The sequence below is a fragment of the Aeromonas sobria genome (assembly GCF_006243315.1).
GTDB classification, from domain to species: domain Bacteria; phylum Pseudomonadota; class Gammaproteobacteria; order Enterobacterales; family Aeromonadaceae; genus Aeromonas; species Aeromonas sobria_A.
The window spans coordinates 1-14,184 of the sequence record NZ_NKWE01000087.1 but is presented as its reverse complement, the minus strand read 5'-3'; the positions used below and the strand labels follow the sequence as shown (position 1 = coordinate 14,184).

Genomic DNA, 14,184 nt, shown 5'->3' with positions numbered 1-14,184 from the left:
ATCAAAGCGTGTCTGCATGAGGCGCTGGGGCACCCCATGCAACACGTAATTGGGACATAGCCTTTTTTATTGCTATATCGGTTGTGGTGGCTGCGGTCGGGTGGTAGCGTCATACTTGCAGCTGATCGCTTGTTGCAGTTGCCAATAGATCTGCGGTTGTTGGGCAGAGCAGGGGATCTATCCGGTACATCTCCAGCCAGCGGCGATCCCCCGGATGGAAGCGCCGCCCCAGCCACACCCCGCCTGCTGCCGTAATGACCTTTTTGGACGCCAGATTATCTTCGCCACAGCTGATCAGCACTGGCGCGCTCAGCGCGTGTTGTATCCCGCGCAGCAAGGTGGAGGCGGCACCTTCGCCACGGCGTGAGGGGCGGGTCTCGTAACCGATATGGCCCAGCCATTGCCGGGCTGCCTCATTGTCACCGTGACGCAGGCGCAAGGTCGCGAGGATCTCCTCTCCATCAAGGGCAAAATAGGTGGTGGTGGCCAGGTATCCGCTGGGCAGGTTGCGCCCTGCTGCGTGATCCAGCAGGCTCTGTAGCAAGCCATCCGGATCAAATTGTGCCACCTGATAGAGTGGCATTCCTGCCTCGGCACACTCGACTACATAGCGATGGTAGGCCGGAGCATCCGCCAGTCGGGCCGGGCGGCATTCGAAACGGGTCGGCTCTGGTTGGTCTGGCGCCTTGATGGTTGAGTCGGTCATTTAATCGGCTGCTACGACCGGCAGCGCCATCACAGTGGCTTGCCGCCCGAGATGGGTTAATAGACGGCGCACGTCGTCGAGGCGGATGATCAGGGTGGCGGTGTTGACCAGCGGGTGGCACTGCATCTGCTCGGCTTGCCAGATAGTCTCATCCACCACCAACTCCACAGCCTGTTCGCTATCGCGCACCATGGCAAGCAGGGTCACCGAGCCTGGGGTGAGACCGAGCACCGCATCGAGCCGCTCGGGGGAGCCAAAGCTCAGCCGCTTGACCCCGAGTTTTGCCGCCAGCGCCTTGAGATCGACTCGGCTCTCTTCCGGACTTACCACCAGAAACAGTCGCTCACTTTTCGGGGCGCGCAGAAAGAGGTTCTTGGTCTTGGCGGCGGGCAGGTCTGGCAGCAGCTTGCTCGCCTCCTCGCAGGTGAAAACGGGGGGATGGTCGATACGCTGGTAGGGAATGGCCAGTTGATCAAGCAGGGAATAGATTGCCACAAAGACTCCTATCGTCGGCAAAGTGAAGTAAGAAGCTAATGGAGCGGAATAGCCCGGTCATAACAGGGTGGACGGGAATGACGACGGCATCGAGCTTACCAGTTTGACGCGCGTCCCGCAGCCTGCGTGACGATTGCGAGCTGGTACTGTATGAACGTACAATAGTCCCATTCTCGGACAGCCCCTTACTCTTCATGACTGCGACCCAGCCCACCGTACCCGCCACCCCGCCGCTCGACGGTTTTATCCTGACCCGCCACGGTCGGGACGTGCGCGGCCGCAACGGGCACGCCGCCGCCACCGAAATCGTGATGTGGCTCTGGAGTGCGCAGGGGCCGGTGCGGGTAGTGGTGCCGGGGCAGGAGCCGGTGTTCTTCCTGCCACAGAGCCATATGCAGGAGGCTGCCGAGCTGTTCAAAGGCGCCGGGGTGAGCGGGCGGTTTCGCCGCCTGCCGATGCACACCTTCGACGGTCGCCCTGTGGTGGGCTGCTATTTTGCGACCCTGAGCGCCTTTCACCGTGCTATCGAGCTGCTGCTCATTCGCGGGCTGGAGCACTTCGAGGCGGATATCCGGCTGCCGGAGCGTTTTCTGATGGAGCGCTTCATCACCGCTGGCGTGCGCTTCGATGGCCGGGCGGTGAAGAAGGGGGGCAAGCAGGGCTATTGGGAAGTAAACGAGGCACGCTGCGCGCCGCAGGCGGTGACGCCCACCCTCTCCTGGGTGTCGCTGGATGTGGAATGCGCCATGGACGGGGTACTGTTCTCGGTCGGCCTTTACAGCGAGCAGGATGCGCGGGTCATCATGATTGGCACCCCGGAAGCGGATGCCGACAGCTGGGGAACCAAGGTTGAGTGGGTGGCGGACGAGAGCGCCTTGCTCGGCGCGCTGGAGAGCTGGTTCAGCCTGCACGACCCCGATCTGGTGATTGGCTGGAACGTGGTCAATTTTGACTTTCGTCTGCTGCTGCGCCGCGCCGAACTTAACAAGCGGCGGCTGCGGCTCGGGCGAGGGCGCGAGCTCTGTTTCTGGCGCTCGTCACGGGGCGATCCCCAGACCGGCAACGTCATCATTCCCGGGCGCATGGTGCTCGATGGCATCGACACCCTCAAAAGCGCCACCTGGCAGTTTGCCAGCTACAGCCTGGATGCGGTGGCGAGCGAGCTGCTCGGCCGTGGCAAGGATATCGAGGATGTGGCCAATCGGGGGGAGAAGATCACCGAGCTGTTCCACTCCGACAAGGAGGCGCTGGCCCGCTACAACCTGGAAGATTGCAAGCTGGTGTGGGAGATCTTCGACTACTGCCACCTCATCCCCTTTGCCATCGAGCGGGCCTCTCTCACCGGCCTTGAGCTGGACAGGGTGGGGGGCTCGGTGGCGGCCTTTACCAACCTCTATCTGCCGCGGCTGCACCGCGGTGGCTACGTGGCCCCCAATCTGCCCGCCGATGGTGGGCTGGCGAGCCCTGGCGGCTATGTGATGGACTCCAAACCCGGTCTCTATCGCCATGTGCTGGTGCTCGATTTCAAGAGCCTCTATCCCAGCATCATCCGCACCTTCTGCATCGACCCCATGGGGCTGGTGGAGGGGTTGCAGCATCCGAATCACGCCATTCCCGGCTTTCGCGGCGCCCTCTTCTCCCGTGAGCGGCACTTCTTGCCGGATCTCATCGCCACCCTCTGGGCGGCGCGGGATAGGGCCAAGGCGGCCAGCAACAAGGCGCTCTCCCAGGCCATCAAGATCATCATGAACTCTTTTTACGGGGTGCTGGGCTCGGGGGGCTGCCGCTTCTACGATCCCAGGCTCGCCTCATCCATTACCCTGCGTGGCCACAGCATCATGCAGCAGACCCGCGAGTGGATTGAAGCGAAGGGGTTCGAGGTGATCTATGGCGATACCGACTCCACCTTCGTCCATCTGGGCAGAGAGACCAGTCCACAGCAGGCCGAGCAGATTGGCCGCGAGCTGGCTGCCATGATCAACGACAACTGGACGGCGTTGATCAAGGGTGAGTTCAGCCTGCCCTGTTATCTGGAAATCGAGTACGAGACCCACTACCGCCGCTTTCTGATGCCCACCATCCGCGGGCTGGAGAAGGGGAGCAAAAAGCGTTATGCCGGGCTGGTAGGAGAGGGGGAAAGGGCACATTTGGTGTTCAAAGGACTGGAGACGGTGCGCACCGACTGGACCATGCTGGCCAAGCAGTTTCAGACCCGCCTCTATGAGTTGGTGTTTCACGATGAAGATCCCAGCGGCTATGTGCGCACCATGGTGGATGAGACCCGCGCCGGTCGCCACGACGATCTGCTCATCTACCGCAAGCGGCTGCGCCAGAAGCTGGAGGAGTACCAGAAGAACGTGCCACCCCATGTGCGGGCGGCGCGGCTGGCCGATGAGGAGAACCTGCGCCGCGGCCTGCCCCAGCGCTATCAGCATCGGGGTACCATCGCCTATCTGATGACGCTGGGCGGCCCGGAACCGCTGGAGTACCGGCGCAGCGCCATCGATTACGAGCACTACATCGACAAGCAGTTGCGGCCTATCGCCGACGCTATCCTGCCCTTTATCGGCGAGTCATTCGACCGGATCTGCGGCCAGCAGCTGGATCTTTTCTGATTGGATCATGATGCCCCTTTACTTCTCTTTAATACTGGATAAAAATACAGTTATAAATCATGGAGAAGTACCCTATGCGTCTTGAAATCATCATCGATAGAAAACACCAGATCCCGACCTTGACCATGGAGGCGCTGCGTCAGGAGCTGCTCAAGCAGCTTGGTGAGAAGTTTCCCGACATCCACGTGCGGGTTGCCCCCGGCAGTGCCATGGCCCTGACCGTTAGCCGTGCCAGCAAAGAAGATAAAGAGCTGGCTGAAGCCATGGTGCAGGAAGTGTGGGAAAACGCCGAGAGCTGGATGCCGGAAGAGAACGTCCCATCCTGATGCGGGTGGCGCTTGAGCGCAGATGAGGGTTGTTGCTCCATCATGCGGCTTAGGCGCCATTTTTTTGCTGCGAGATCTGCCAAGAGACGTCCCGGTTGCCTATTTAGGGCAGGAGTTAAAAAGGCAGACACAAAAAAACCGGCGCAAGGCCGGTTTCAAATTGTGCAATCACTGCACGCTGTCAGTCAGGCTGACGGTCTGAACGAGGTTAGAAGAGGGATGGCTAACCGCGAAACAGAAATAATGGGGTGGCTGATGGGGCTCGAACCCACGACAACCGGAATCACAATCCGGGACTCTACCAACTGAGCTACAGCCACCACTGAACTTTTTACCATTTGTGTTTGCCAGGGATATCGTGGCGATAACTGACGAGCGCGTGATAAGTCACGGTATTCGCCGCTATAGCACTGATTCCAAACACATTTCAAATGGTGCGCCCTGCAGGATTCGAACCTGCGACCCACGGCTTAGAAGGCCGTTGCTCTATCCGACTGAGCTAAGGGCGCTCTGTATCGACCCGCTGCAGCAGCAAGTCGATGAACATGGTCGGTGATAAAGGATTCGAACCTTTGACCCTCTGGTCCCAAACCAGATGCGCTACCGGACTGCGCTAATCACCGAAAAACCCTGACCAGCATATCCACAAGAGATGTACTGGACAACGGGCGGGCATCATAGCCAAGCGTACCGGCTAGCGTCAATGACTTTTTCCCCCAGTAAATTCAAGTGCCTACTTATTGCCCGCTACAGGCCTGACGAGCGTCTGCCGCTAACATCCCGGCTAAAAAAATGCGACAATGCGCGGCAGTTGAACAGAGGGTGAGTGGAGAACGATGTCTGCCAAAATCATAGATGGAAAACAGGTTGCGCAAACGATTCGCAGCCAGGTCGCGGCGCAAGTGCAACAGCGGCTGGCGGCAGGGAAACGGGCTCCCGGGCTGGCAGTCATTCTGGTGGGGGCTGATCCCGCCTCTCAGGTCTATGTCGGCAGCAAACGCCGGGCGTGTGAAGAGGTTGGTTTTCTCTCCCGCTCTTATGATCTGAGTGCGGCCGCGAGTCAGGAAGATCTGCTGGCGTTGATCGATAAGCTGAATGCCGACAGCCAGGTAGATGGCATTCTGGTTCAGTTGCCGTTACCGGGTCACTTCGACACCACTCAAGTGCTGGAGCGGATCAATCCTGACAAGGATGTTGACGGTTTCCACCCTTATAATGTGGGTCGGCTTGCTCAGCGTATTCCAGCGCTGCGCCCTTGCACCCCGAAAGGGATCATGACGCTCATTGAGACGACCGGCGTGAAGACCCATGGCCTGCATGCGGTCGTGGTGGGCGCTTCCAATATAGTTGGGCGTCCCATGACCCTTGAGTTGTTGTTGGCGGGTTGTACCACCACGACTTGTCACCGCTTTACCCGGGATCTGGAAGATCAGGTACGCCGTGCCGATCTGCTGGTTGTCGCGGTCGGCAAGCCCAACTTCATTCCCGGTGAGTGGGTAAAGCCGGGGGCGTTGGTGATCGATGTGGGTATCAACCGTCTGGCGGATGGTTCTTTGGTTGGCGATGTGGAGTTTGAGACGGCTCGCAGCCATGCAGCCTTCATCACACCGGTACCCGGTGGCGTGGGCCCCATGACAGTGGCTAGCCTGATGGAAAACACCCTGATTGCCTGCAGCGAATATCACGACTGATCATGGCTGGCGATAACCCTGTGATCCCGTGAGGATGCAGGATGCGCCAGAAATCTGACAATAAAAAACCGGTTGCTCAAAGAGGAACCGGTTTTTTATTTATCCAACGGGTGTTATTTACATATTTTGTGCTTCGTTTGGCACAATAAGAGAGGCGTGATTCCCTTTCGGCCCCTGTTGCAGCTCAAAATTGACGGCCTGACCTGCTTTCAAGGTCTTGTAGCCCTCCATCTTAATGGTGGAGTAGTGAGCGAAGATATCTTCACCGCCTCCTTCCGGACAGATAAACCCAAATCCTTTTGCGTTGTTAAACCACTTAACTGTGCCGGTTGCCATACTTCTACATCCTTTTATTGATTACCCAGAAGTCGTTGAGTAACCTGCGCCTGCCCATTATAACTAAGGACATGAGCCCGTAGCAGACGGGCACAGATTAGCAAGTAATCAATTTAGTCTAAGTTTTGAGCGAGTCAAGGAGTTGTTAACAGCTGATGTGATCTGGTTAACAAGTCTATTGACAACCTTGTGTTAGACGGTAGTAATCTAGAGGTACCAAAGCGCGATTATGAGCAAGCAGAAAGAACTCTTTGCTAATGAAGAACTAGCAGAGGCAGAGAAAACCAAACTGCAGCCACCATCCATGTATAAAGTTGTGTTAAACAACGATGACTATACGCCAATGGAATTTGTGGTAGAGGTGCTGCAAAAGTTCTTTGGTATGGATTTGGACAAGGCGACTCAGGTCATGCTGAGCGTGCATTATAGTGGTAAAGGGGTCTGTGGCATGTTTACTGCAGAAATAGCTGAAACCAAGGTAGTCCAAGTCAACACCTATTCACGTAACAACGAACATCCACTGCTATGTACTATGGAAAAGGCCTGAATTCGATGAGTTGATGGCGAGTGTGACACCACATTGCTGCTGTACTAGGGGAGGTGCCTATGTTGAATAAAGATCTAGAAAAGACGCTGAACGAGGCTTTCAAACTGGCCCGTGATGAGCGCCATGAATTCATGACTGTCGAGCACCTGTTGTTAGCCCTTCTGGATAACAGTTCAGCTCATGAAGCGCTGAGCTCCTGTGGTGCCGATATCGAGCTGATGCGCAAGGAGATCCGCGCATTCATCACCCAAACTACTCCGCTTATCCCTCGCGATGACGAAGATCGTGAAACTCAGCCAACCCTGGGCTTTCAACGTGTGCTGCAACGCGCAGTGTTCCATGTGCAATCGTCTGGCAATACCGAAGTCAGCGGCGCCAACGTGTTGGTCGCCATCTTCAGTGAGCAAGAGTCTCAAGCTGCCTATTTTCTGAAAAAATCCGAGATAAGCCGTCTTGATGTGGTCAATTTCCTCTCCCATGGGGTGCGCAAGGATAGCAAACCGGATATCAGCAGTAACAATAATCCCGAGTCTGATGACGATGTCTCGGCTGCCCAGATAGAAAGCTTTGCCACTAACCTCAACCAGCTGGTGCTGGAGGGACGCATTGATCCGCTGATTGGTCGTGACCAGGAACTCAGTCGGACTATCCAGGTGCTCTGCCGTCGCCGCAAGAACAACCCACTGCTGGTGGGTGAAGCTGGCGTGGGCAAGACTGCCATTGCCGAGGGGTTGGCCTACCGGATCGTCAAGGGCGATGTGCCCGAGGTGATTGCCGGTAGCACCATCTATTCCCTCGATATGGGTTCTTTGCTAGCTGGTACCAAGTATCGCGGCGACTTCGAGAAGCGCCTCAAGGTACTGCTCAAGCAGATTGAGCGTCAGGAAGGGGCCATTCTCTTCATTGACGAGATCCATACCATCATTGGTGCCGGAGCGGCATCCGGTGGGCAGTTGGATGCGGCTAACCTGATCAAGCCGTTGCTCTCCAATGGTTTGCTGCGCTGTGTGGGGTCAACCACTTATCAGGAATATGCTCAGGTCTTTGAAAAAGATCGTGCATTAGCGCGTCGCTTCCAGAAGATCGATGTTGTCGAGCCGACAGTGGATGACACCACCCGCATTCTGATGGGGCTTAAAAGCCGCTATGAAGCACACCATGGCGTGCGTTACACCGCCAAGGCGATCCGTGCGGCCGCTGAGCTATCCGCCAAGTACATCAACGATCGCCACCTGCCTGACAAAGCGATCGATGTGATCGATGAGGCCGGTGCTGGCCAACGGTTACTGCCAGCGAGCAAACGCAAGAAAGTGATCAATGTGCAGGAGATTGAGTCCATTGTGGCCAAGATTGCCCGCATTCCAGAGAAATCAGTCTCCTCCTCTGACAAAGAGGTGCTGAAACACCTGGAGCGGAACCTCAAAATGGTGGTCTTTGGTCAGGACAAGGCGATTGAAGTGCTGGCTGATGCGATCCGCCTGTCACGATCGGGCCTTGGCAACGAGCGTCGTCCGGTTGGCTGTTTCCTGTTTGCTGGCCCCACCGGTGTCGGTAAAACGGAGGTGACCCAGCAGTTGGGCAAAGCATTGGGTGTAGAAATGCTGCGCTTTGATATGTCCGAGTACATGGAACGCCATACCGTATCTCGCCTGATTGGTGCGCCTCCCGGCTATGTCGGTTTTGAACAGGGTGGTTTGCTGACCGATGCGGTGATCAAGCATCCCCACTCGGTGGTGTTGCTCGACGAGATTGAGAAGGCGCACCCGGATGTGTTCAACCTGCTGTTGCAGGTGATGGACAACGGTACCCTGACCGATAACAACGGGCGCAAGGCGGATTTCCGTAACGTTATTCTGGTGATGACCACCAACGCCGGTGTGCAGGAGACCCAACGCAAGTCCATTGGCTTTCAGCAACAGGATTTGAGCCACGATGCCATGGCGGTGATCAACAAGACATTCAGTCCGGAGTTTCGTAACAGACTTGATCACACTATCTGGTTTAACCACCTGGATATGGCGGTGATCCACCAAGTGGTCGACAAGTTCATTGTTGAGTTGCAGGTGCAGCTGGATGCGAAGGGGGTATCTCTCGAGGTGTCTGAGCGAGCCCGTCATTGGTTGGCAGAGAAGGGATATGACAGAGCCATGGGCGCCAGACCGATGGGGCGGGTGATCCAGGAGCACCTCAAAAAACCCCTGGCCAACGAGATCCTGTTCGGTTCATTAGTTGACGGGGGGATTGTGAAGGTTGAGTTGGTAAATGACAGCCTCAGCTTTGATTTTCAGGTCAATGTTGAAGCTGTTTCCCACTAAGCGTCAGTGATCAGAAAACGACAAAAAACCCCAACCGATCAGGTTGGGGTTTTTTGCTGAATTCCTGGCTTAGCGAGAGCGGAAAACAATACGTCCCTTGGAGAGATCGTAGGGTGTCAGTGCTACCGTTACTTTGTCTCCAGTCAGGATACGAATGTAGTTTTTGCGCATCTTGCCTGAAATATGAGCGATAACCACGTGACCATTCTCCAGTTCCACACGGAACATGGTATTGGGCAGGGTTTCGAGAATAGTGCCCTGCATCTCAATACTGTCTTCTTTAGCCATTGAATCCTCTTGATAAGCCACAACAAAAAACCGCTGGATCATGCCGGATTTAAGGCTATGTGTAAAGTTTACTCGGGCTTGCTGTCGATATTTTTCCATTCCCCCTGAATTAACAGCTCGTGCGGGAGGTAATTACGCTTGTAATTCATCTTGCGGCACGCCTCCACCAGATAGCCGAGATAGAGCCAGCTTCGCCCGGTGCGTCTGGCCAGATCGATCTGACAGAGAATCGCAAAGGTGCCCAGCGAACGATCGGCGTAGTCCGGGTCGAAGAAGGTGTACATGGCGCTCATGGAGTGGGGCAGCAGGTCTGTGGTGGCAACGCCGATGAGACGGCCCTCTGTGCGCATCTCCAGATAGAGTGGTGGCATCCAGTCACAATGGAGAAAGCCGCGGTACTGGTTGCGGTTGGGGGGATACATGCTGCCATCATGGTGGCGTTCGCGGATATAGCGTTCGTAGAGCTGGTAATACTCGGGCTTGTCATCGTAGCTCAGGACCAGTTCGATATCCCTGTTGAGCTGGCGGATCCGTTTCTGGCCCCGGCTCGGGCGAAATTGTTCGCTGTGAATACGCAGAGATTGGCATGCGTGACATGCGGAACAGTGGGGGCGATAGATGTCATTGCCACTGCGGCGAAAGCCAGCGGTCAACAAGCGCTCATAGCCGGTGGCGTTGAGCAGCTCGTGATCCATCAGTACCAGCAGTTGCTCCTGCTCATGATCCAGATAACTGCAGGGGTGCTTGGGGGTGAGCCCAACCTTGAGGATCACTTCTTCGGTCATAAGCTGATCTCTCCCTCTTGCCAGCATGAACCCAACAATGGTTGGCGACCCAGGCGCGTCAGTTCGGCCAGAAAGCGCGATCTTGGCCACTCCTCGATACCCAGGGTGGCCAGAAACGCATTCTGCATCTGGCAATCGATGAGGGCCCCGTGGTGACGGGAAAAGTGGCGGCAGAGTGCCACCATCGCCAGCTTGGCACCGTTATCGATCCGGCTGAACATGGATTCCCCGCAAAACAGTCGGCCTATAGAGAGGCCATACAGTCCCGCTTGCAGCACTCCCTCTTGCCAGATTTCGATGGAGTGGGCATGGCCCAGCCGGTGCAATTGTTGATAGGCCTCGATCATCGGTGAGCTGATCCAGGTGCCATCAGCGGTGCGACGAGGGGCGGCGCAGGCGGTGATCACCTCATTAAAGGCACGATTGACGGAAATATCGAATGGGGTGCGGCGGATAATCTTCTGCAGAGTGCGCCCCACGTGCAATTGCTCGGGGCGGATCACCCCACGGGGATCGGGCGACCACCACAAGGTAGGCTGGTGGGGTTCATTCCACGGGAAGATCCCCTTGTGGTAAGCTGCCAGCAATCTTGCAGGGGAGAGATCACCGCCGATCGCCAGCAAACCGTTGGGCTCTTCCAGCGCGTGGCAGGGGTCGGGAAACCAGCAAAGCTCATCATCCAGTTGGGTAAGATAGCGAGACATAAGGCAACGAGGTTCATAGATGAAGGCCATTATCCTGATAATATCCAGCTTGCTCTGCTTTGTCACTGCGCCCGCCGGGGCGGAAGTTTACCAGCGCAATACCGCGCGTCCCGTCAATCAGGTGGTATTTGGCCAGGTCGAGACGGTGCGCAATATTACCCAGCGTCAGATCCTGGAGTCCGAGCACTCTGGCTGGAAGACATTGGGCGGTGCTGTGCTCGGTGGTCTGCTTGGCAACCAGTTTGGCGGCGGTCATGGCCGTGAGATTGCTACCGCCGTTGGGGCGCTGGCTGGCGCTGCAGCGGCACAGCAGTATCAGTCAGGGGGAACGGTAGTGGAAAACAAGCTGGTGGAACTGCTGATCCGCAACGAGCAAAATGCCCTTATCAACGTCATCCAGGATTATGATCCCGCCATGGTCTTCAGTAATGGCGATAAGGTACGTATTCTCTATTTCGATGATGGAGTGCGGGTTGACAAGAGCTACTGATGCTCGTATTGCATGATACAGTTACGGCCAGCATGTTTGGCTTTATAGAGCAGCTGGTCGGCATGGCTCAGCAAGACGCCCAGCTCGTCCGACTCCATATTGGTGACACCGAAGCTGATGGTGATGGAAAAAAAGGTCTCTTCGAATGCGATGGCTAATTCTGATATCGCTAGCCTGAATTGTTCTAGTTGGTTAATGAGGCCATAAAAATCGGGGCGCTTGCTCAAAATACAGAACTCTTCTCCCCCCAGGCGGGCAACCAGATCCCCTTTAAAGAACTCGCCGAGTTGCTGGGCGACCAGCTTCAGGACGTTGTCACCGACATGGTGACCATAGTGATCGTTCACCCGCTTGAAATGATCAATATCGAGCAGACATGCCGTTAGCTTCGGCTGCTCTTGCAACCATTTATTGCCATTTTCGAACAGAAAGCGACGGTTGTAGAGATTGGTCAGGTAATCACGGTTGGCGGTGTCGCGGATGGTATCCATCAGCTCCAGGGTTTCGAGATTATGCCCAACACGGCAGTAGAGCTCTTCTGGTGTAAAAGGTTTACTTAAAAAGTCGTTAGCCCCCAGTTTAATAAAACGGGCCGAGAGGGTTTTATCTTCTGAACTGGAGAGACCAAGAATGGCCAGCGACTGCTTGTCAAACTGGTCTCGCAGCCTGCGTACCAACTCAATACCATCCATATGTGGCATCAGGTAGTCGGTGACAATCAGGCGAATGGCCGGGTGCTCTTTGAGCAGATCAAGGGCCTGTTGACCCGATTCGGCTTCCCATACAGTGAGTAACTGACGGCGCAAATGGTTTGCAATGTAATGGCGGGAGAGTATGGAATCATCCACCACCATGACTTCGAGGTTACGGTTATTGGAGAGGCGGCGCACCATACTGACAGTGTATTGTGCGCTGAATCGTGAGTCCTTGATGATGTAATCCAGAGCCCCCTGTTCTAACCAGTACTTGCGTGACTCTTCGTTGAGGTTGGCGGTGAGAATAATGACGGGAACATGGCGGGCCAGCAATTCTCTGGCAGCTTCTCCGTTGGGGGCATCTGGCAGGGTCAAATCGACGAGCGCAATAAAATAGTCTTGATGGGGTTTGGCTAGGCACTCTGCCAGGGTATAGACAGCATCAAGCTCCAGATTAAGGCTCTTTCGAATTGCCTGAGCCAGCATGCGGCTGATGGTCTGGCTATCTTCCACCAGGAGGATCTTGGTCATTACGCTTATTCCCTGCGATGGTTAGGTGTTACTTAATCGCCAATTAGAGCAAAAGGTATACCAGAGTATACCTTTTGTGTAGTCATTAACGTGTTGTGACAGTGCGTTATTGTGCGTCGAGGTAGCGTTCGGCATCGAGTGCTGCCATGCAGCCAGTACCGGCTGAGGTGATGGCCTGACGGTAGTTGTGATCGGCCACATCACCGGCAGCGAACACCCCTTCAATGCTGGTCTGGGTGGCAAAACCATCCAGTCCGCCACGAACGATCAGATAGCCGTTTTTCATCTCCAGCTGACCGTCGAAGATCTGGGTGTTGGGCTGATGGCCGATGGCGATGAAGACCCCCATCAGCGGCAGTTCGGAGGTGGCGTTGTCCTGGGTGCTGCGCAGGCGAACCCCGGTGACGCCCATCTGATCGCCCAGCACTTCGTCCAGGGTCTGGTGGGTGTGCAGTACGATGTTGCCGCTCGCGACCTTGTCGTGCAGACGCTTGATCAGGATCTTCTCGGCACGGAACTCGTCGCGACGGTGAATGAGGTGCACCTTCTTGGCGATGTTGGCCAGATACAGCGCCTCTTCGACAGCGGTGTTGCCGCCGCCGATCACCGCCACTTCCTGATTGCGGTAGAAGAAACCGTCACAGGTAGCGCAGGCGGAGACGCCACGGCCCTTGAAGGCCTCTTCGGAGGGCAGGCCCAGATACTTGGCGGAGGCGCCGGTGGCGATGATCAGGGCATCGCAGGTGTATTCGCCGTTGTCCCCTTTGAGGCGCAGCGGGCGCTGGGTCAGTTCGACACTGTTAATGTGATCAAACAGGATGCGGGTGTCGAACTTCTCTGCATGAGCTTTCATGCGCTCCATCAGCGCCGGGCCGGTCAGGCCTTCCGGATCGCCGGGCCAGTTTTCCACTTCGGTGGTGGTGGTCAGCTGACCCCCTTGCTGCATGCCGGTGATGAGCAGGGGGTTGAGGTTGGCGCGGGCGGCGTAGACGGCTGCGGTGTAACCGGCCGGCCCTGACCCTAAGATCAGCAATTTGCTGTGAGTGACTTGGCTCATGATGTAATTTCCGGGATGTGATGAGTTTGCGCGATTGTAGGTAATTCGTGATCCGGGGTCAAAGGCTGGCGAGTCGATTGCATTAATCGTGTACATGAAGGGAGGCAGGGCAAATTCAAGGGATAAAAAACCGCCCATCGCGGGTAATGCCAGTCAGTTAAGCCTGACTGGCATTGTTTTTATTGGCTTTTTTAACACCATACTTCTGTGGCCTTGGCTTCACGCTGCGGGGGTAACTTCGCTCCCTTCGGGCCGGCAGCACAAACTGCCCCGCCTGTTTCTCCAGCTCCGCAACGCGTCCCGGGATATTCCCCGGCGACACATACGGCATGCAGCTCAACTCATGGATGAGGTAGACCGACGCCATGTGAAAACTCAGCTGACTCGCCGTGTATCCCTTCAGGCTCGCCGCCATCTTTACCATCTGGCTGCGCAGCAGGTTGTACGCCAGCAACACACCCCACAACTCTTGCCGTATCCCCGCCGCCTTCTTGCTGCGCAGGGTCAGCCGGTGCTGCTGCAGGCTGTGCTTCATCTCCCGATAGCCCAACTCGATTTCCCAACGATGACCATACAAGTCGACGATGTCGGCGCCCACAAAGC

The 14,184-nt window shown here is 56.2% G+C and carries 15 protein-coding genes and 3 tRNA genes; 6 read left to right on the top strand and 12 right to left on the bottom strand.

Going from position 1 to position 14,184, the window contains the following annotated elements; all coding sequences use genetic code 11:
• Nucleotides 1–109 precede the first annotated feature (109 nt).
• Together CF137_RS21470 and CF137_RS21465 are read right to left on the bottom strand one after the other, a co-directional pair.
• Nucleotides 110–706: a GNAT family N-acetyltransferase gene (locus CF137_RS21470; RefSeq protein WP_139721579.1), complete on the bottom strand. Its 597-nt coding sequence runs from the start codon at nucleotides 704–706 to the stop codon at nucleotides 110–112.
• Entirely contained in the window at nucleotides 707–1,201 is a 495-nt protein-coding gene (locus CF137_RS21465; protein WP_139721577.1) for a prolyl-tRNA synthetase associated domain-containing protein, read from the bottom strand.
• Nucleotides 1,202–1,395: 194 nt separating this feature from the next.
• Here CF137_RS21465 and CF137_RS21460 point away from each other — a divergent pair, with 194 nt between their 5' ends.
• Nucleotides 1,396–3,816: a DNA polymerase II gene (locus CF137_RS21460; protein ID WP_139721575.1), complete on the top strand. Its 2,421-nt coding sequence runs from the start codon at nucleotides 1,396–1,398 to the stop codon at nucleotides 3,814–3,816.
• A gap of 74 nt (nucleotides 3,817–3,890) precedes the next feature.
• Nucleotides 3,891–4,142 carry a DinI family protein gene (locus CF137_RS21455; RefSeq protein ID WP_042024004.1) on the top strand — a complete coding sequence of 84 codons (252 nt, stop codon included), beginning with the start codon at nucleotides 3,891–3,893 and terminating at the stop codon, nucleotides 4,140–4,142.
• 244 nt (nucleotides 4,143–4,386) lie between these two features.
• On the opposite strand, the gene CF137_RS21450 is transcribed toward CF137_RS21455, so the two are convergent.
• The 3 genes from CF137_RS21450 to CF137_RS21440 form a co-directional block, all read right to left on the bottom strand.
• Nucleotides 4,387–4,462: transfer RNA gene (locus CF137_RS21450), tRNA-His, on the bottom strand.
• Between the two features lie 112 nt (nucleotides 4,463–4,574).
• Nucleotides 4,575–4,651, bottom strand: a tRNA-Arg gene (locus tag CF137_RS21445).
• 37 nt (nucleotides 4,652–4,688) lie between these two features.
• Nucleotides 4,689–4,765: transfer RNA gene (locus CF137_RS21440), tRNA-Pro, on the bottom strand.
• A 213-nt stretch (nucleotides 4,766–4,978) separates the two neighbouring features.
• On the opposite strand from CF137_RS21440, the gene folD reads away from it, so the two are divergent.
• Nucleotides 4,979–5,833 carry a bifunctional methylenetetrahydrofolate dehydrogenase/methenyltetrahydrofolate cyclohydrolase FolD gene (gene folD / locus CF137_RS21435; protein ID WP_101316064.1) on the top strand — a complete coding sequence of 285 codons (855 nt, stop codon included), beginning with the start codon at nucleotides 4,979–4,981 and terminating at the stop codon, nucleotides 5,831–5,833.
• A gap of 117 nt (nucleotides 5,834–5,950) precedes the next feature.
• Here the strand turns inward: folD and cspD are convergent, their stop codons facing one another.
• On the bottom strand, nucleotides 5,951–6,169 hold the full coding sequence (gene cspD / locus CF137_RS21430) for a cold shock-like protein CspD (RefSeq protein WP_042023999.1): 219 nt from the start codon (nucleotides 6,167–6,169) through the stop codon (nucleotides 5,951–5,953).
• Between the two features lie 229 nt (nucleotides 6,170–6,398).
• On the opposite strand from cspD, the gene clpS reads away from it, so the two are divergent.
• Together clpS and clpA are read left to right on the top strand one after the other, a co-directional pair.
• Nucleotides 6,399–6,716 carry an ATP-dependent Clp protease adapter ClpS gene (clpS, locus tag CF137_RS21425; protein ID WP_042023997.1) on the top strand — a complete coding sequence of 106 codons (318 nt, stop codon included), beginning with the start codon at nucleotides 6,399–6,401 and terminating at the stop codon, nucleotides 6,714–6,716.
• A 59-nt stretch (nucleotides 6,717–6,775) separates the two neighbouring features.
• On the top strand, nucleotides 6,776–9,031 hold the full coding sequence (gene clpA, locus CF137_RS21420; protein WP_042023996.1) for an ATP-dependent Clp protease ATP-binding subunit ClpA: 2,256 nt from the start codon (nucleotides 6,776–6,778) through the stop codon (nucleotides 9,029–9,031).
• A 69-nt stretch (nucleotides 9,032–9,100) separates the two neighbouring features.
• On the opposite strand, the gene infA is transcribed toward clpA, so the two are convergent.
• The 3 genes from infA to aat form a co-directional block, all read right to left on the bottom strand.
• A complete protein-coding gene (gene infA / locus CF137_RS21415; RefSeq protein WP_005300033.1) occupies nucleotides 9,101–9,319 on the bottom strand; it encodes a translation initiation factor IF-1 in 219 nt (72 codons plus the stop codon).
• 68 nt (nucleotides 9,320–9,387) lie between these two features.
• Nucleotides 9,388–10,104 carry an arginyltransferase gene (locus CF137_RS21410; protein ID WP_139721573.1) on the bottom strand — a complete coding sequence of 239 codons (717 nt, stop codon included), beginning with the start codon at nucleotides 10,102–10,104 and terminating at the stop codon, nucleotides 9,388–9,390.
• Nucleotides 10,101–10,808, bottom strand: coding sequence for a leucyl/phenylalanyl-tRNA--protein transferase (gene aat, locus CF137_RS21405; protein ID WP_139721571.1), 708 nt, complete (start codon nucleotides 10,806–10,808; stop codon nucleotides 10,101–10,103). The genes CF137_RS21410 and aat overlap by 4 nt, the downstream gene beginning before the upstream one ends.
• A gap of 19 nt (nucleotides 10,809–10,827) precedes the next feature.
• Here aat and CF137_RS21400 point away from each other — a divergent pair, with 19 nt between their 5' ends.
• Nucleotides 10,828–11,298 (top strand): outer membrane lipoprotein, encoded by a 471-nt coding sequence (locus CF137_RS21400; RefSeq protein ID WP_139690437.1) that lies wholly within the window; start codon nucleotides 10,828–10,830, stop codon nucleotides 11,296–11,298.
• Here CF137_RS21400 and CF137_RS21395 read toward each other — a convergent pair.
• From CF137_RS21395 to CF137_RS21385, 3 genes are all read right to left on the bottom strand, one after another.
• On the bottom strand, nucleotides 11,292–12,524 hold the full coding sequence (locus CF137_RS21395) for a diguanylate cyclase (protein WP_139721569.1): 1,233 nt from the start codon (nucleotides 12,522–12,524) through the stop codon (nucleotides 11,292–11,294). The two genes, CF137_RS21400 and CF137_RS21395, sit on opposite strands and share 7 nt — an antisense overlap.
• A 106-nt stretch (nucleotides 12,525–12,630) precedes the next feature.
• The gene (gene trxB, locus CF137_RS21390; RefSeq protein WP_139721566.1) at nucleotides 12,631–13,581 is read right to left on the bottom strand and encodes a thioredoxin-disulfide reductase; all 951 of its coding nucleotides are present in this window, start codon (nucleotides 13,579–13,581) and stop codon (nucleotides 12,631–12,633) included.
• Between the two features lie 157 nt (nucleotides 13,582–13,738).
• Nucleotides 13,739–14,184 (bottom strand): transposase (locus CF137_RS21385; RefSeq protein WP_139721564.1); only part of this gene is annotated, 446 nt, incomplete at its 5' end.